Origin of the sequence: uncultured Croceicoccus sp. (assembly GCF_947496385.1) — a bacterium.
Taxonomy (GTDB): Bacteria; Pseudomonadota; Alphaproteobacteria; order Sphingomonadales; family Sphingomonadaceae; genus Croceicoccus.
Genome location: NZ_CANMCP010000007.1, coordinates 95,373 through 112,639 on the forward strand (window position 1 = coordinate 95,373; position 17,267 = coordinate 112,639).

The 17,267-nt window shown below is 57.9% G+C and carries 17 protein-coding genes; 16 read left to right on the top strand and 1 reads right to left on the bottom strand.

From position 1 onward, the window contains the following. Positions 1-102: 102 nt before the first annotated feature. From Q0897_RS12050 to Q0897_RS12125, 16 genes are all read left to right on the top strand, one after another. A complete protein-coding gene (locus Q0897_RS12050; protein ID WP_299309746.1) occupies positions 103-420 on the top strand; it encodes a 2Fe-2S iron-sulfur cluster-binding protein in 318 nt (105 codons plus the stop codon). A gap of 63 nt (positions 421-483) precedes the next feature. Beyond that, the gene (locus tag Q0897_RS12055; protein ID WP_299309693.1) at positions 484-1,716 is read left to right on the top strand and encodes an FAD-dependent oxidoreductase; all 1,233 of its coding nucleotides are present in this window, start codon (positions 484-486) and stop codon (positions 1,714-1,716) included. 102 nt (positions 1,717-1,818) lie between these two features. Next, positions 1,819-4,152 carry a TonB-dependent receptor gene (locus Q0897_RS12060; RefSeq protein ID WP_299309694.1) on the top strand — a complete coding sequence of 778 codons (2,334 nt, stop codon included), beginning with the start codon at positions 1,819-1,821 and terminating at the stop codon, positions 4,150-4,152. Positions 4,153-4,232: 80 nt separating this feature from the next. Continuing rightward, on the top strand, positions 4,233-4,985 hold the full coding sequence (locus Q0897_RS12065) for a glucose 1-dehydrogenase (RefSeq protein ID WP_299309695.1): 753 nt from the start codon (positions 4,233-4,235) through the stop codon (positions 4,983-4,985). After that, positions 4,982-5,734 carry an SDR family oxidoreductase gene (locus Q0897_RS12070; RefSeq protein WP_299309696.1) on the top strand — a complete coding sequence of 251 codons (753 nt, stop codon included), beginning with the start codon at positions 4,982-4,984 and terminating at the stop codon, positions 5,732-5,734. The genes Q0897_RS12065 and Q0897_RS12070 overlap by 4 nt, the downstream gene beginning before the upstream one ends. Before the next feature lie 27 nt (positions 5,735-5,761). Next, positions 5,762-6,199, top strand: a complete 438-nt coding sequence (locus Q0897_RS12075) for an SRPBCC family protein (RefSeq protein WP_299309697.1) — start codon at positions 5,762-5,764, stop codon at positions 6,197-6,199. Between the two features lie 44 nt (positions 6,200-6,243). Further along, on the top strand, positions 6,244-7,314 hold the full coding sequence (locus Q0897_RS12080; RefSeq protein WP_299309698.1) for a phosphotransferase: 1,071 nt from the start codon (positions 6,244-6,246) through the stop codon (positions 7,312-7,314). Continuing rightward, positions 7,311-8,171, top strand: coding sequence for an SDR family NAD(P)-dependent oxidoreductase (locus Q0897_RS12085; protein WP_299309699.1), 861 nt, complete (start codon positions 7,311-7,313; stop codon positions 8,169-8,171). Before Q0897_RS12080 ends, Q0897_RS12085 begins: the two co-directional genes overlap by 4 nt. A 141-nt stretch (positions 8,172-8,312) precedes the next feature. Then, positions 8,313-9,569 carry a cytochrome P450 gene (locus Q0897_RS12090; RefSeq protein WP_299309700.1) on the top strand — a complete coding sequence of 419 codons (1,257 nt, stop codon included), beginning with the start codon at positions 8,313-8,315 and terminating at the stop codon, positions 9,567-9,569. Further along, positions 9,570-10,706, top strand: a complete 1,137-nt coding sequence (locus Q0897_RS12095; RefSeq protein ID WP_299309701.1) for a Gfo/Idh/MocA family oxidoreductase — start codon at positions 9,570-9,572, stop codon at positions 10,704-10,706. It abuts the gene before it with no gap. Beyond that, positions 10,703-11,341, top strand: a complete 639-nt coding sequence (locus tag Q0897_RS12100; RefSeq protein ID WP_299309702.1) for a nuclear transport factor 2 family protein — start codon at positions 10,703-10,705, stop codon at positions 11,339-11,341. Before Q0897_RS12095 ends, Q0897_RS12100 begins: the two co-directional genes overlap by 4 nt. Then, the gene (locus tag Q0897_RS12105; RefSeq protein WP_299309703.1) at positions 11,338-12,567 is read left to right on the top strand and encodes a CoA transferase; all 1,230 of its coding nucleotides are present in this window, start codon (positions 11,338-11,340) and stop codon (positions 12,565-12,567) included. The genes Q0897_RS12100 and Q0897_RS12105 overlap by 4 nt, the downstream gene beginning before the upstream one ends. Before the next feature lie 2 nt (positions 12,568-12,569). After that, positions 12,570-13,478: a hydroxymethylglutaryl-CoA lyase gene (locus tag Q0897_RS12110; RefSeq protein WP_299309704.1), complete on the top strand. Its 909-nt coding sequence runs from the start codon at positions 12,570-12,572 to the stop codon at positions 13,476-13,478. Beyond that, positions 13,478-14,881: a 3-isopropylmalate dehydratase large subunit gene (leuC, locus tag Q0897_RS12115; RefSeq protein ID WP_299309705.1), complete on the top strand. Its 1,404-nt coding sequence runs from the start codon at positions 13,478-13,480 to the stop codon at positions 14,879-14,881. Before Q0897_RS12110 ends, leuC begins: the two co-directional genes overlap by 1 nt. Next, a complete protein-coding gene (gene leuD / locus Q0897_RS12120) occupies positions 14,878-15,498 on the top strand; it encodes a 3-isopropylmalate dehydratase small subunit (RefSeq protein WP_299309706.1) in 621 nt (206 codons plus the stop codon). Before leuC ends, leuD begins: the two co-directional genes overlap by 4 nt. A gap of 90 nt (positions 15,499-15,588) precedes the next feature. Further along, on the top strand, positions 15,589-16,182 hold the full coding sequence (locus tag Q0897_RS12125) for a VOC family protein (protein ID WP_299309707.1): 594 nt from the start codon (positions 15,589-15,591) through the stop codon (positions 16,180-16,182). 70 nt (positions 16,183-16,252) lie between these two features. On the opposite strand, the gene Q0897_RS12130 is transcribed toward Q0897_RS12125, so the two are convergent. Beyond that, entirely contained in the window at positions 16,253-17,197 is a 945-nt protein-coding gene (locus Q0897_RS12130; protein WP_299309708.1) for a LuxR C-terminal-related transcriptional regulator, read from the bottom strand. Between the last annotated feature and the right edge of the window lie 70 nt (positions 17,198-17,267).

A 17,267-nucleotide genomic window follows, 5' to 3' on the forward strand; every position in this document is an offset into this window, starting at 1 on the left:
GAGACGCCGGAAATGAACATCCTTCAATATCAAAGTGAGTCACCGGCCCCATCACTCGCGTGACCCCGATTTTCGATATGAAGAAATATTCGGATGCCTGATATGATCAAAATCTTTGCAAAACTGAGAGATGGAAGCACCACGGCCATCTCCACAAAGCCTGACGGTTCTCTGATGGAGGCGATCCGGGATTCCGGTATCGATGAGCTCCTTGCCCTCTGCGGAGGATGCTGTTCCTGCGCTACGTGTCATGTTCACGTGGATGAAAGCTGGCTCTCCAGGCTCCCGGACATGAGCGAAGACGAGGACGACCTTCTGGAGAGCTCCGAACATCGAGACAACCAGTCTCGGCTTTCCTGCCAGATCCTGCTCACAGATGACTTGGACGGGCTGAAGGTCACAATCGCCCAAGCAGATTGAAGACGCAAACGCCGAGGATCTGTCTTCGGACGAATTGCAACAGTTGGTAGGGCGGGGATTTCCATGAGAATGTATGACGTCGTAATAGTCGGCTCGGGGCATGGCGGTGCTCAGGCAGCCATTAGCCTCCGCCAGTTTGGCTTCGAAGGCTCTATCCTGATGGTGAGCCGCGATACCGAACTGCCGTACGAACGGCCTCCGCTATCAAAGGAATATCTTGCTGGCGAAAAGCCATTTGAACGATTGTTGATCCGACCAGCTGAGTTCTGGAACAGCAAGAACATCGAGATCGAGCTGGACTGCGACATGGTGTCGATCGATGCTGAATCCCATGTTGCCTCATCGGCTGACGGCAGACAGTTCGCTTACGGCTCGCTTGTCTGGGCTGCAGGGGGCGAACCGCGAATGCTAAGCTGCCCGGGAGCCGATCTCCAAGGGGTGCATGGAGTTCGCAGCCGTGCCGATGTCGACCATATTGCAGCCAGCCTGCGCTCTGGGGCAAATCGCATTGTAGTGATTGGCGGCGGCTATATCGGTCTCGAAGCGGCTGCCGTGCTTCGCAAAATGAGACGCGAAGTCGTCCTTGTCGAAGCATTGCCGCGGGTGCTGTCACGCGTCGCCGGTGAAACCATCAGTCACTTCGTGCAATCCATGCATAAAGGGCAGGGCGTCGATCTGCGGCTCGGCGTGGGTGTAAAGCGTCTCGTTGGCGATGGTTCCAATGTTTCGGGAGTGGAGTTGACCGATGGAACCCATATCCCCGCCGACATGGTAATCGTGGGTATCGGTATTATTCCGTCCGTCGAACCGGTAAAGCGGGCCGGAGTTTCCGGAGAAAACGGTGTCGACGTTGACGAACAATGCAAGACCAGCGTCGCCGACATCTACGCTATCGGCGATTGCGCCTGCCACACCAATGCCTGGGCTGGCGGTGCGCACCTGAGAGTTGAATCGGTGCAGAATGCGAGCGACATGGCGACCACTGTCGCGAAAGTGCTCTGCGGACAGGACGCAGCTTATGACGCAATCCCGTGGTTCTGGTCCAATCAATACGATTGCCGTATGCAGACTGCCGGCCTTTCAGTCGATTACGACCAAACCGTTGTGCGAGGGTTAGTTGCCGAAGCCAAGTTCTCACTGGTGTATTGCAAAGACGGCCGAATCAGCGCCATTGATTGTATCAACAACACGAAGGATTACGTCCAGGCTCGAAAGTTGATCGAGACGCGCAAGGTGGTCGACTCTGTCCGCCTTGCTGATGCTTCCGTTCCGCTCAAGGCACTCGGTGATTTGTGATCGATCCGGATTGTCACCTGCCATAGGGACAGACGGTCAAACCGCCACGCCCTATCGCAAAAATCAACTAATCCCCAAAGCGGGATGTGTCTGGGAGGATTTATGCGGCAGAATTATCGTTGTTCAGTGGCTTGGAGCGTTCTCGCTGGGGTTTTGGCTTCCTTTCCCGTCGCTGCTTTTGGGCAAGATGTATCTGACGAGCAACCTGCTGCCGACGGACAGGCCGTTACCGAAATTATTGTAACGGCTCAAAAGCGCGAAGAAAGATTGAGTGACGTGCCGGTCTCGGTCGTTGCTGCTACCGCAGAAACCCTTCAGGCTTCCGGTGTGATCGATGCAACCGACCTGGGGGCTGTCGTTCCCGGGTTTACCGCATCCACCTCGGTCTTCGGACCACCGGTCTTTTCGCTTCGCGGCGTCAACTTCAACTCGTTCCAGGCATCGGCGCCTCCGACCGTCAGTTCTTACATTGACGAAGCCTCGATTCCCTATCCGATCATGGGTCAGGCGCTGTTCCTCGATGTCGAGCGTGTTGAAGTGCTCAAGGGGCCGCAGGGAACGCTGTTTGGACAGAACGCGACCGGGGGATCGATCAACGTGATCGCGGCGAAACCTACTTATTCCCTCGAGGCGGGTTTCCGGGTCGATGTGAACCATTGGGGTGAAACAAACGCCGAGGCATATGTCAGCGGACCGCTGAGCGACACGCTACGTGCGCGTGTGGCTGCACAAACCTCACAATTTGGTGGCTGGCAGCGCGGGTATTTTCTCAACGACCAGAAAAATGGCGATCAGAACAAACTCGCAGGCAGGCTGCTCCTCGACTGGACTCCGACAGATCGCCTGACGGTCGCGCTGAACGTCAATGCTTCTTACGATAAGAGCGAGCAGCAGCAGGCGCAGGCAATCCTGTTCACGCCGGTCAACCCGGGAGCTCCTGCCGCAGGTCCGTTCCTCACTTATGTCGGAAACGAGCCCGACGACGCGCGCGACGCTGATTTCGACTTGGGGTACGATACGCGTGCGGATAGCAATACCGTTCAGGCGATCTTGCGGGCCGACTATGAAATTACCGATAACCTGACTTTCACGTCGATAACGAACTATATCGACACGCGTTTTCGCTCTCCTCACGATCAGGACGGCACGGCAGTTCCAATGCAGCCGGCCCTTTCAAAGGCCGATATCGAATCGATCAACCAGGAAGTTCGGCTAGCCGGCGAATTGGCTGATGGTCGGGTCAACTTCGTCATCGGTGGCAGCTATGCCGACGATGACATCACGGAAGGCGTAGCGAACGAGTATATCGGATATACAGGCTTTCCGCCCAACTCGCCGGCCGAATGGCGGTATGACCTTACGCAGAAAGCTCTCGCCGTCTTTGGTAATGTCGATTTCGAGATTGTCGATGGTCTCACGCTGAGTGCGGGTGCGCGCTACACCGACACCGAACAATCGATCTTCGGATGTACGTTCGATGGCGGGGGCACGCCGGGCATTCGGGCAGTTAGCCAGGCGATCGTTTCGGGCATCGATCCGGCTTTGGCGGCAGCCTACGTATCGGGCGGGTGTATCACCATTGATGACGGGCCCCCCAATTTCTCGTTCCTTCCAGTCTTCGCAGATCAAACCCAGAAGGAAGATAACGTCGCATGGCGCGGGGTCGTAAGCTACGAGCCCTCGGACCAGGTGCTTCTCTACGGGTCTGTCAGCCGCGGCTACAAGGCCGGTACTTTTCCGGTTATCGTCAACCTCTTCAATTCGGTCATTCAGCCTGTCACACAGGAAGAGCTGACGTCGTTTGAAGCTGGCGCAAAGCTCACTTTGGCCGACGGCAGGGTTCAGCTCAATGCAGCGGCGTTCCATTACGACTATAAGGACAAACAGTTCTTCGGGTTCCTCCCAGTCCTTCAGGGTGCGCTAGTTACCGCCACGCTTGTCAATATTCCTGAGTCGACGGTGGATGGCATTGAATTCGACATTACTGCAGAGCCGATTGACGGACTCCGGATCACGGGCGGGGCGACCTACATCAAGACTGAGGTCAAGGATTTCGTCGGTTTCGATTTCGCCGGCCAACCACTCGATTATTCTGGCAAGGAATTCAGCTACGCTCCGCCGTGGTCGGCCAATCTCGATGCCGAGTACGAGTTCCAGACCGGCGGTAGTGTCCGGCCATTCATTGGCGGCAGCGTCACATATCGTGATGACACCTTCGCTGATCTCGGCGAGCCGGCAAGTTTTGCGATGCCATCCTACACGCTCCTCGATGCGCGCGTTGGCCTGATCTCCGACAAAGGCTGGAGGCTCAGCATCTATGGCCGCAACCTGACCGACGAGTATTACTGGAACTCGGTCGCATCCGCAGGTGACGGTGTTGTTCGATTTACCGGTGAGCCCCGGACCTTCGGTGCATCTTTCAGTTTCCGATACTGAGTTGACGAGAGGGGTTTAGCGGGGTGCGAGGTTCGTACCCCGCTGGAGGTCGGACACCTGTCAGCGGAAAAGATGAGGATATGCAGAACCTTACAGGCCAGAATGTCATTGTCACCGGCGGAGCGAGCGGAATTGGTGCCGCGACCGCTCGCGCGGCGATCAAGGCTGGCGCTACGGTTGCGATCACCGATCTTTCCGAAGATCAGGGTAGCGAACTCGCGGTGCAGCTCGGCAAAGGGGCATCGTTCTTCCGACATGATGTCACAAAGGAAGGCGAGTGGCGGGACATCGTCACCAAATTCGAAAACATTGCAGGTCCAGTCACCGGATTAGTAAACTGCGCTGGGACAGCAGCCGTACCGGCTCCACTCGACCAGGTCGACGAGCAGTCATTCCGCCGGATATTCGAAGTCAATCAGCTGGCTTGCTTTCTGGGTATGAAGGCGGTTGTTCCTTCCATGCGCAAGGCGGGTGGGGGTTCGATCGTAAATGTGTCATCGGTTGCCGGACTGAAGGCCGTTCAGGGTGCGATTGGCTACGTCGGTAGCAAATTCGCTGTAACCGGGATGACAAAGGTTGCAGCTCTGGACCTTGCTGCAGATCGGATCCGGGTAAACTCCGTTCACCCTGGTTTGATCGACACGCCCATGGTGCGGCCGGACGGTGATGATGACGCTTTCGCGCCGATCCTCCAGTTTGCGCAGACATTGCCGGTCCCACGGCCCGGAGAGCCGGGAGAAGTGGCTTCGGTCATCGCGTTCCTTCTATCCGACGACGCCAGCTTCGTCACCGGCAGCGCATATGCGGTGGACGGAGGCTGGACCACCGGATGATGCCAGCCGATAAACGCCTTGAAGGCCGGGTGGCGATCATCACGGGCGCTGCGAGCGGCATCGGGGAAGCCACTGCCAAGCGGTTGGCCGATGAAGGCGCAAGCATTGTCTGCGTCGATATTTCCGAAAAGGTTCACGACCTTTCAGACGAACTTGGCGACTGTGCATTCGCCGAAATCGCAGACGTCGCCGATGACGCACAGGTAGAACGCTTCGTCCGCTCGGCGCTCGATCGCTGGAACCGGATCGATGTCCTAATCAATAACGCGGGCATCGACGGCCAACTCGCTTTGCTCGCCGATGGCGATCAGGAGAATTACCAGCGTGTCATGGACGTCAACCTGCGTTCCTGCTGGTCGACGATGAAGGCGGTCCTGCCATCCATGGTTGCGGAGAGTTCGGGATCGATCATCAACATGTCTTCGGTCGGCGCGCTCATCGGCTTCGAGAACCTGTCGGTCTATTCCGCGGCCAAAGCGGGTTTGATCGGTATGACACGTGGGGCGGCGCTGGAATACGGAGCGCATGGGATTAGGGTCAATGCAATCTGTCCCGGCGGGGTGCTTACGCCCTTGGCGGAATCGTTCATGGACGAAGGAACGTACAAGGCATGGGCCGACAAGCACGCCTTGAAACGCTTTGCCAGACCCGAAGAAATTGCTGCCGTCGTATCGTTTCTCGCAAGCGACGAGGCCTCGTTCATCACAGGCTCTTCGCTTGTCGTAGACGGCGGGATGACCGCCTCCTGAAATTGTACGGATTAAGGACCTCAACCAATGCCGAAAGTGACCGCAAGCAGGGTGATCAAGGCACCAGTGTCGAAAGTTTGGGGTGCTATTCGTGATTTCGAATCCCATTCTCGCTGGATCGAACACCATCCCGAAATAACCGTTACGGGCGGCACCGGTCTGACCATCGGTACCCAGCGCCGAGTCACCTATGGCGACGGTTCGTTCTTCGACGAAATCCTCACGACACAGGACGATCGCGGATTCTTCCAAGAGTACGATGTTATCGGCGAGCTGCCATTGCCGGTTTACAATGTCAGGGGAGCGATGAAGCTGCACCCGGTGACGGCTGACGATACCACTCTGGTCGTCCGGACGCTGACCTATGACACCCCGCTTGAGCCTGCCGAAGCGAAGGATTTCGAAAAGACCCGCTACCACCTGTTGGCGACAAGCCTCGACCTGCTTGCAGACCTTTTCGAATAACGATGGAGATCCCTCTTTCTCCTTTCGATATCACACCAGAACTCATGACCGGGATCGTGCGCCGGCGTTACCCCGAAGCGCTGGTCACTGCTGTCGAAATCGTCCGGGCACACGAGTACGGGGAGGGCGATGTATCCACCTCGTCCCGCGCCACCGCCCGATTGACCTATTCCGACTTCGCGTGCGAGCTACCGCAGGACATAGTCCTGAAGCTGTCCTTCGATCCGCGCGTCGAGGGAACGGATGCGTGGTTTTGCAATCTGACCGGGTTGTTCGCCAACGAGGTCGATTTCTACAATCGCATTCGTCCCGAACTCGCTCTGGAAGCGCCGCTCTCGCTTGGAGGGTACTTCGACGAGGCCAGCGGACGATACATCCCCGCGATGGAGGACATCACCAAAAGGGGTGCGCGGTTCCCGAGCAATCAGGACGACATCGAGCTCGACCACGTCAAGCGGATCATCTCGACTGTAGCACGGCTTCATGCGCAATTCTGGGAAAGTGAACGCTTCCAGGATGATCTATCCTGGGTCGAGACGCACCTGTCCGGACGCGTCGAAACTCATATGCGCAGCGTGATCCCGGAAAAGGGCATCGCAAGCGAACTGGGGCAGCACAAGTTCAAGCGGGAAATTCTTGAGCGGCTGGGCACCAGCGAACGCGAACTCTTCGCGGGCATGTGCGCAAGCAAGCTGCATCAATCCAGGCTGCCCCAAACCTTGCTGCATGGCGATTTGCATGTCGGGAATACCTATCTGATGCCTGATGGAACCGTGGGACTGCATGACTGGCAATTGTGCGTGAAGGGGTTCGCCCTCCACGATGTGACATATATCATCAACACGGCTCTCTCCGTTTCACAGCGTCGCATGCACGAGCGGGACTTGATGGAGCACTATCGTGATTGCCTTGTCGCCAATGGCGTCGCCAGTCCGCCCGATATGGACATGCTGTGGCGCGAGCATCGCCGTGCCGCGCTGTGGACACTCTATATCGGTTGGCTAACCTGTCCACCGCTCAGCTATGGCTGGGACACGCTAGCCGTCGCCTTGCTGCGTGTCTCAACAGCAGTCGAGGATCATGAAACGCTTGCCCTGGTCAGGGAAGGTCTGTGAATGCCAAGCCTGCAGCCTTGCTGGTAGGGGCGAATGGCGGAATGGGAAGGGCAGTCGCGCAGGCGCTGCTTGATGCCGACTATGCGCTCGCAGCAACCGTGTCGCGCCAGGCCGCTATCGATCCCTTCCTTGCGGATTATCCCTCTTGCAAGGCAGTTGAGGCTGTCGATCTTTCCGATGCTGTCGCGGTGAGGAAGAGGATCGCGGGCCTTTCGGATCAGTTGGAACGGATTGATGCCGTTGTCGTCTGCTCTGCGATTGCGCCGTGTGCTCCGGCAGAAATGGTCGCCATCGAAGAATTTCGACGCACAATCGAGATCAACTGCACCTCCGCACTTGCCATCTATCAGGCGACCATTCCGCATCTTCGCAAAACCGGGGGAAGGTTCGTGCTGACCGGTTCTTACTCCGGTAAGGTGGCGACCCCTGTCATGGCCTCCTACGTCGCGTCGAAATTTGCTCTTGAAGGGCTTACGGATGTCCTGCGACAGGAAGCAAAGGGGTGGGACGTCGAGATAGTGCTGATCCAGCCGGGTGCACTCGATACACAGATGATGCATAGGACTCAGGAGGATCTTGGTCACACCATCGCTAACCTGTCACCCGAGCAGGAAGACCGTTACGGAGACCTCTATCGCCAGATGAAGTATCGAGCCGATGAAGCGCTAGCCAACGGCACGTACTCGTCGCCCCAGGCAGCTGCTGCCGGCGTCCTGCAGGCGTTGCAAGACAATCCACCTTCGACACGCTACGCCATCGGCGATGATGCAAGGTCCATGTTGAACCTAGCGAAGACTTGTTCCGATCGCGAAATCGACACCATTATTCTCGACATCTATCGGTCTCCGCCGGTTTAAAAGACAATTCGCTCTTGTCCCGCCCTTCGGTGACTGAACTCGTCGGGATGCTCTGGTAGCTCTTGCCTCAAAGCACGACCTGCCCAGCCATGACCAGCGATGGTTTGAGGTAGTTCGGCGGCCAAGCTAGAGGAGCGGACTATGACATCTTTAACAAAGGATCTCGGGACCTGGGCGTCCCCGGAGGTGCAGCGCTGCCCAATTCCGCACCTCAACCGCTTACTCGAGGAGGCTCCGGTCTATCGTGACGAAGGCACCGGCATGGTCTGGGTCAGCCGCTACGAAGACATCAATTTCGTGAACAGCAATCCGGATATTTTTTCCAGCCGCACGCCAATCATGATCAACCGGAAAACCTCAGTTTCCGAAGAGGTGGCCCGCCGATACAAGGAGCGGGGATGGCCCGAAGAGCATGTTCTGGCATTCGCCGATCCGCCCGAACACACCTTGCATCGTGCGCTTGTCGATAAGGTTTTTACGCCAAGTTATACCAAGCAGCTTGAGCCCTACGCCCTCGACATCGTAGATCAGTTGATCGATGGCTTTATCGAGGATGGCGAAACTGATCTCAGCGCCGGTTTTGCTGTCCACCTGCCCATGTATATCATCTCGGATCAGCTGGGAGTCGATCGCAAGGATTACGAGCAGTTCAAGTTATGGTCCAACGCCTGGGTCGATCGCAACGACCCGAACTGTCCGCCCGATCGCGAGCTCATGCTGACCGATCGCATGATCGACATGCAAATTTACCTCGCCGAGCGGGCACGATACTACGAGGCGAATCCCAGCGACAATCTGATTTCGCGCTTGGTTCGGGCCGATGTCGACGGCAAGCGCCTGACCATGGGGCAGCTGCTGATGGTTGCGCAGTTGATCCTCGTAGCTGGCAACGAAACGACCACCACCGGTATTACAAGTGCCATGTGGATGATCCTGAAGGATCCTGTACTGCAAGAACGGGTGATGGCGGACGAGAAGGCCATCCCGGCCGTCATTGAAGAGATGCTGCGTGCCCATGCCCCTGTGCCTCAGCAGTACCGCTACACGACACAGGATACCGAAATTGGCGGCGTCAAGGTCCCCAAGAATACCATTATCGCGGTGAGCTATCTCGCCGGCAATTACGACAAAGCCAAATGGCAGTGTCCGGAAACCATCGACATAGACCGCAAGGGGGTCCGCAACCACCTCGCTTTCGGCCGCGGTATCCATTTTTGCGTCGGCAACCAGCTTGCGCGCATGGAAATGCGGGTTGCCATTCGGCGCCTACTCGAGCGCCTGAAGGATCTGAGACTGTCCGAAAAGCACCCTGCGCCGCAGTGGATGGCGAATTTCCAGGTCCATGCTCTCGAAAGCTTACACGTGCAGTTCACGCCCGGTGCGAAGCAGGCGGGTTGAATGGCTGACGCGGAGCCAGCCGCCGCCGAAGGTGCTGCGCCGCATAGCTGCGGCGTCGGCATTATCGGATTGAGCGCGAACGGAGGGTGGGCGAGCCTAGCTCATCTTCCGGCACTGCGCTCGATGCCCGACAAATTCGACGTTGTTGCTCTCTCGGCGAGTTCGGACAAATCCGCTGAAGCTGCCGCAAAGGCGCACGCAGTCTCGACGGCGACTGGCGATGCGCTGGTCTTGGCCTCAAGCTCCGATGTCGAGCTGGTGGTCGTGGCCGTGAAGGTGCCGGAGCACCGTGATCTGGTGCAGAAGGCACTTGATAGCCGAAAGGATGTCTACTGCGAATGGCCGCTGGGCCGCGACACGGCTCAAGCGGAAGTGATGCTGGACGCTGCGCGCCAGTCAGGCGTGCGCCACTTCGTCGGCTTGCAGGCACGCAGCTCTCCGGCATTGCGCTACATCCGCGATCTCGTGAAGGAGGGATATGTCGGCAGGATCATTTCGACCCGAGTGACGGGCTCCGGCGGATTTCCGTGGGGCGGTCACGCGATTTCTCCGATGGCCTACACGCTTGACGACGGTCTGGGGGCTACTCTCTTCACCATCCCTTTCGGTCACATGGTGGACGGTTTCACTTGGGTTCTGGGTGATTTCGCGGCACTCAACGCGACCATGGCGGTGCAATTTCCTCAGGTAAAGCTCACCGACACCGGGAAGACAATCGCAGCCAATGGACCCGATGAGGTAGTCGTATCGGGCACCCTTGAATCGGGCGCGGTCGCTTCGCTGCATTACACCGGCCCAGAGTCTCCGGCAGGCAATCTGCGATGGGAAATTTCGGGCGAAGCTGGAACGCTCCTGATCGAATCCGGCAGCGGTCATCTGCAATACGGACATCTGAAAATTAGCGGGCGGCAAGGCGAGGGAGAGCTGCGAAAGCTTGAGGTTCCTCCATCCTATCGCCGTTGCACCACTGCGGAGAACAGTCACGCCGATAGCGTGGCGCACGCCTATCACGCAGTTTTCGAAGATCTGAGGACCGGTGCCGACAGCGTGCCGGATTTTGCCGATGCCGTGAAGCTGCACCGGTTGCTTGATCGGATCAGAAACGCGGCCGGCTGGAACATGGAGAGCGGTATATGAGCATGACCAGAGAAGAGATGGAAACGAAGCTGACCTATCTCATGGATCGTCAGGAAATCTACGACGTCGTTGTGCGCTATTGCCGGGGTTGCGACCGTCTCGACAGGGAAATGGTCATGTCGGCCTATCATGCCGATGCGCTGGACGATCACGGCAGTTTTGTTGGGCCGCCTGACGCGTTCTGCGACTGGGTCAAGAACCTGCACGGCCAATATCAGAGCGCAACCCAGCACATGATCGGGAATCATCATGTCGAGATCGACGGAGAGGTCGCTCATTGCGAGACCTATCTCTCCTACTCGGCAATGAACACGACCGGCGCCCCGTTCAGTGCGATCGGCGGTCGCTATATCGACCGGATGGAGAAGCGCGACGGCAAGTGGGCAATCGCCCATCGCAAATATATCGTCGACTGGATCGCTCCCTCGATTAACACGATCGAGGGCAGCAAGACGCCGGAAGGAGCCCCCAACTTCGACTGTATCGCGCCGCATGAGTTCGCCGTGGCCGAAACGGGACAGCAATCCAGCCGCGACCAAAGCGACCCTTCCTATGAACGCCCGCTGACGGTCGATCCCGCGCGTGTAGAGCGATACGACCGCCTTACGAAGGAAGCGCAGGACGCTGCCTCGTGAGCGAGAACGGTAACATACCCGGCGTTCTCGACGGTATCAGAGTGCTTGAGATCGGCCATTTCGTGGCAGCACCCTTCTGTACCCGCTTGCTGGCAGATCTCGGGGCGGAGGTGATCAAGATAGAACCTCTGCGTGGCGATCCGGTCCGGCAGTGGGGTGCTCAGGTAGACGGAAAGTCCCTCTGGTGGTCGGTCCACGGTCGCAACAAGAAAAGCATCGCCCTCGATCTGAAGACCGAGGAAGGCCGGAGCATCGCAATCGATCTGGCGAGAGAATGCGATGTTGTGGTCGAGAATTTCCGCCCCGGCCAGCTCACGAAGATGGGGCTGGGTCCGGATGTTCTGCGGGAAGGAAATCCCGAACTCATTATCGCGCATATCTCCGGGTACGGTCAGACTGGTCCCGGCAAGGACCGAGCGGCTTTCGGCGTCATCGGGGAGGCCGTTGGGGGGCTGCGATATCTCACCGACCACCCGCCCGGAACATCGGATCTTCCGCCCGTCCGGGTTGGCATTAGCGTCGGCGACTCGCTCGCGGGGCTTTATGCAGCGCTGGGCATCGTCTCAGCGCTGTGGCGGCGCGAGCGCAAGGGCGGCGATGAGCGATATCAGACCGTCGATGTCGCGCTGACGGAGAGCGTATTGAGCCTGATGGAAGGCATGCTGCCCGAATTTGGCGCGCTTGGGCGGGTAAAGCAGCCGACTGGCGGGGCCATCGCCACGGCGGCACCCTCCAACGCCTACCCTTCGAAGCAGGGCGAATTCGTCCTGATCGCGGCGAACTCGGAGCCGTTGTTCGCGGCCCTTGCAGAACTGATGGAACGCAGGGATTTGATCGGGGACGAACGCTTTGCGGGCAATGCCGAACGGGTCGCGAACGCGGCTGAGCTCGATCGGATCATCTCCGGGTGGTCGCAGTCGCTCGATACGCAGCAACTGCTCGATAGGCTGGAAGCTGCAGGCATACCTTCGTCAAAGGTATACACTGCGAAAGATATCGCGACCGACGAACAATACCGTGCGCGCGGAATGGTACAGGAGGTCGCTGATCCCCGGTTCGGAGATGTCCTCCATCCAGGAATCGTGCCGCATTTTCCCGGCGCACCTGGCAGCGTGCGCAATACCGGCCCCGAGACCGGTGCCGACGGCGTGCGAATCGTGCGCGAACTACTTGGCTACGATGCCGGGAAGATCGCGCAATTGCAGCAGAGCGGAGTGCTCAAGTGACAATGCGTAAGATCCAGATTGTCGAGGTCGGACCTCGTGACGGTTTCCAACCGATCAAGGACTTCATTCCGACCGAGCAAAAGTTCGAATTCATCGATCGCCTCTATGCAGCAGGCATCAGGCGGATGGAGGCGGGCGCCTTTGTCAGCACCAGCGCGGTTCCGCAGATGGCCGACGCGCCCGAAATTATCGCGCACTGCGCCAGATACGCCGATCTTGATGTCCAGATGCTGGTTCCTACCGGGCGTCAAGCCGAGCGGGCGCTCCAGGCCGGTGCCGGGCATATCGCCTTCGTGATGTCCGCATCGCCGGCGCACAACCAGAGCAATGTGCGTCGTAATCCAGAAGAATCGGTTGAGGAGTTTGCGCTGCTGTTCAGCGAATTGCCGTCCGAAGTGAAGGTCAGGATTAATCTGGCCACATCCTTCGACTGTCCCTTCGACGGGCCGGTAGCACAGGACGCGGTTCTGCAAATCCTCGCGCGATTGTCGGAGATTGCACCTGCAGCCGAAATCGCCCTTTGCGACACGACCGGGCGGGTCACCCCAGACAGGGTCTCTGCATTGTTCGCCCGCGCAGTCTCCGAAATCCCGCAAGTCGGCGGCTGGGCGTTCCATGGTCATGATACCTATGGACTAGGGGTGGCGAATGCACTTGCGGCTATCGGCGAGGGTGTGACGGTGATCGATTCAGCCTTCGCCGGCCTCGGCGGCTGCCCATTCGCTCCGGGAGCAACCGGCAATGTTGCAACCGAGGATCTCGTCTGGACGCTGAAGGCTATGGAGTTCGAAACCGGGATCGATCTTGATCGACTGTTGACCGCATCATTACAGGCCGAGCGCATACCGGGCGCGGCAACCGGTGGGCGAGTGCGCAATGCCCTGCGTGCAAAACTGACGGAGGCGGTGTGATGCCGTCCCGGACGATGTACGAAAAAATCTGGGATGCTCATGCCATTCTGGAGATGGACGACGGGACGTGGCTCCTTCACATCGATCGGCACCTCGTGAACGAAGTCACGAGCCCTCAGGCATTCGAGGGTCTGCGCACGCAAGACCGAACCGTCGCACATCCTGAGCTGACGATCGCAGTGGCTGACCACAATGTGCCCACCGATAACCGTGACGGACCAATTGAAGACCCGGCCAGCCGGCTCCAGGTCGAAACGCTGGAGCGCAATGTCAAGCAATTCAAAGTCCCCTACATTCCCTTGCGAAGCGTGCGGCAGGGCATCGTGCATGTCGTCGGACCGGAACTTGGCCTGACCCAACCCGGCATGACTATCGTTTGTGGAGACAGCCATACATCGACCCATGGAGCATTTGGCGCCTTGGCATTCGGGATCGGAACCAGTGAAGTTGAGCACGTACTTGCTACGCAAACCCTGCGTCAGAGGCCGTCAAAAACGATGCTTGTTCGGATCGACAACGCCTTATGCGCGGCTGCCTCGGCAAAGGATCTTGCCCTACATGTAATCGGGACACTCGGAACGGCAGGCGGCACCGGATACGTCATCGAATATGCCGGAGCTGCTGTCGAAGCGCTCGATATGGCCGGGCGAATGACGCTATGTAATCTCACGATCGAAGCAGGTGCTCGCGCAGGCATGGTTGCGCCGGACCGAAAGACTTTTGATTGGTTGCGTGGCCGCCCGAATGTTGCGCAAGGTGCGGAATTCGACGCAGCAGTGAAAAGATGGCGTGCGCTGAGATCCGACGCTTCGGCGAAATTTGACAAGACCGTCATCATCGACGCCCAGGATGTGGCGCCCATGGTCACATGGGGAACAAGCCCTGATGCGGTCGTACCTATCGATGGTGTGGTTCCCGATCCCGAAAACTTTTCCGAACAGCAGAGGCCGCAGATACGCGCGATGCTCGAGTACATGGACCTCGCGCCCGGTCAGGCAATTGAGGGCCTCCCGATAGACGTTGTTTTCATCGGCAGCTGTACCAACGGACGGTTGGAGGACCTGGCCGCAGCAGCGGAGGTCGTCCGTGGGAAAAAGGTCGCTAGCGGCGTACGCGCCCTGATCGTGCCAGGTTCCGGCCAGGTCCGTCTGCAGGCGGAGGATCTGGGGCTCGACCTCGTATTTCGTGACGCGGGATTTGAGTGGCGGGAAGCTGGCTGCTCGATGTGCCTTGGCATGAATCCGGATCGACTGGCGCCTGGCGAACGGTGTGCCTCCACCTCGAACCGCAATTTCGAAGGCCGCCAGGGCACCGGCGGACGTACCCACCTTGTCTCGCCCGCGGTCGCGGCGGCAAGTGCGTTGTCGGGCAAGATCGCCGATCCCAGAAAGCTTGATCGATGAACCGTTTCGAAAGCCTTGAAGCGCTGGCGGCCCCCATACCGATCGACAATATCGACACCGACAAGATTCTTCCCGGAGAGTTTTTGAAAACCGTCGAGCGAAAGGGTCTCGGCCGCGCGCTGTTTGCGAGGATGCGATATCGTGCCGACGGTTCACTCAATCCCGACTTCGTTCTCAACCGTGTGCCATGGGCCAGTGCCGGAATTCTCGTGGCAGGGGCAAACTTCGGGTGCGGCTCGAGCAGGGAGCATGCGCCATGGGCCCTGCTGGATTTTGGCATTCGTTGCATCATAGCCGAAAGCTTTGCCGAAATCTTTTACAACAACTGCTTCAAGAATGGCATATTACCGATCGTTCTTGCAGTTCCTGAAATTTCGGCGCTTAGAGAAACAGTGGAAGATGCTGGGCGGGCGCGGGTACGGGTTGATCTGGTTGGTCAGACAGTGACCTACGGCGCCAGAATCGAGCTGCCCTTCGATATCGCCGAAGGACGCAAGCGCGCTCTGATCGAAGGCCGGGACGAGATTGCCGAAACGTTGAGTTACCGGTCCACCTTGTTGGCCTGGCAGCAGGCCAACTGCCGCGAATTGCCGCCAATATTACTGGACGTTGAGTAGCCTGTGGCTACCTGTCCCAATCGCTGGGGACATAGGTTCTGGCGCCGATAGTTTAATTCCTCACCCTATCCAATGCGGGGAATGTTTGAAATGACCGATCACAAAACCCAGTCAACAAAACTTACACCGCTCATGCTCAACCACGCAGCGTGGGTGACGCACGATGTCGAGGCCACCGCTGACTTCTACATGAACGTCATGGGGATGGATCTCGCGAGTACGGTGGTTGGCAATTCAGTGCCTTCGACTGGCGACGAATTTCCCTACTTTCATATCTTCTTTCGCATGAAAGACGGGTCGACAATCGCGTTCTTCGAAGCCCCGGGACTGCCAGAGCGACCCGCCGTCTCACACCCGGCATACGAGATATTCGATCATATCGCGCTTCAGGCTGAGAGTCGGGAGGAGGTCGATGAATGGTTCGATTGGCTGACGTCGAAGGGCCTGGAGGTTGTGGGGCCAACCGAGCACGATGGCCTCATCTACAGTGTCTATTTCAAGGATCCGAATGGGATCAGGCTGGAAATCACCTATCCTACGGATCCCGACTGGAACCATCATTCGGAGAAGGGCATCGCGCATCTCAAAGCATGGAAAGACGGCAAGCAGCGCGCAATAGAGATGGGTATGGACATCGTCCAATCGATGACGAACGTCATCAACGATATCAAGCGAGTGCGTTGATCGAAAGGAGCTATCTAGCTTCGCCGAAGACCAGTCTGGAGTCGCGAGCAAAGATGAATTGCCGAAGGTTCTAGGCCGCCGCGCTTTCCTGCGAGCTTACCGTCTTGCGAGACACCCTGGTCGTGTTCGCGCCGAGCAGCTTCCTGCCTGGGTCCCTGCCTGAATTAGACAGCGTAAGATCACACTCGCGCGTCGATCGGTTTTGCCACTTACTCCAGAGTTCAAGGTACCAAAGAAGGAGCTCGCGCTGCGTTGCGATCTCCAATCGCTGATACGAGCGTTTGCGATAGGTCATGACTGTCTCGTCACTGATCTCGAGCTCCAGGCCGATCCCCGTCGTGGTCATGCCGAATATTATACGAGCCGATACCTGAGCCTCGCGCCGAGGCAGTTCGCTTGCGCATTCATCGATGCAAGCTTCGATTTCCTCGAGTGAGGTGAGGGCGACCGAGACATCGGGGCCATTCCAGGTCAGATTGATGTGCTTCGCGACGACCGCAAAAATCGAGTTCGAAATTGACCGGATCGATTCCACATCCTCAATGGTGAATGGACCTTTTTTGGATGTTCTGAGGACACTTAATCCCAAAATGTTATCACCATTCCGTGCGCAAATAAGCAGTCGGTCCTGCACATGTGGTTCACCATAGACCAGATCTCGCAAAGCCTGGTTTGAAAGGTGCTCTACATCAGTCCGGACAACCGCGGCATCCTCGAGACGAAGTTGCTGTCGCGCTTCGTCCAGAGAAGGGTCTTTGCGCCACAGGCCTTCCTTCAGGTAGATTTCCACTTGGCGGTGCGCCGTGTCCGAGCCGTCGATACTCACTGCCGTAATTTCTACGAGATCGTCTTTAGTGAGATTGAAGACTGATGCGTGTTCCGCTTCGCAAGTTGCGTTAAGAAGGCGAAGCAAGTGGGCGCCGAAAGACTTTTGACCGATCGACATGATCAGTTTCGGAAACTCCGCCTCCAATTGCATGAGCTTCGTCTCGGACAATTGGGTCCAAAAAGGCATGTTCTCTCTCCAATCCAGCGGTCATTTCCGGTTCCGTCCCGCGCGCAGGGGACATCGGCAGACGCGGCTG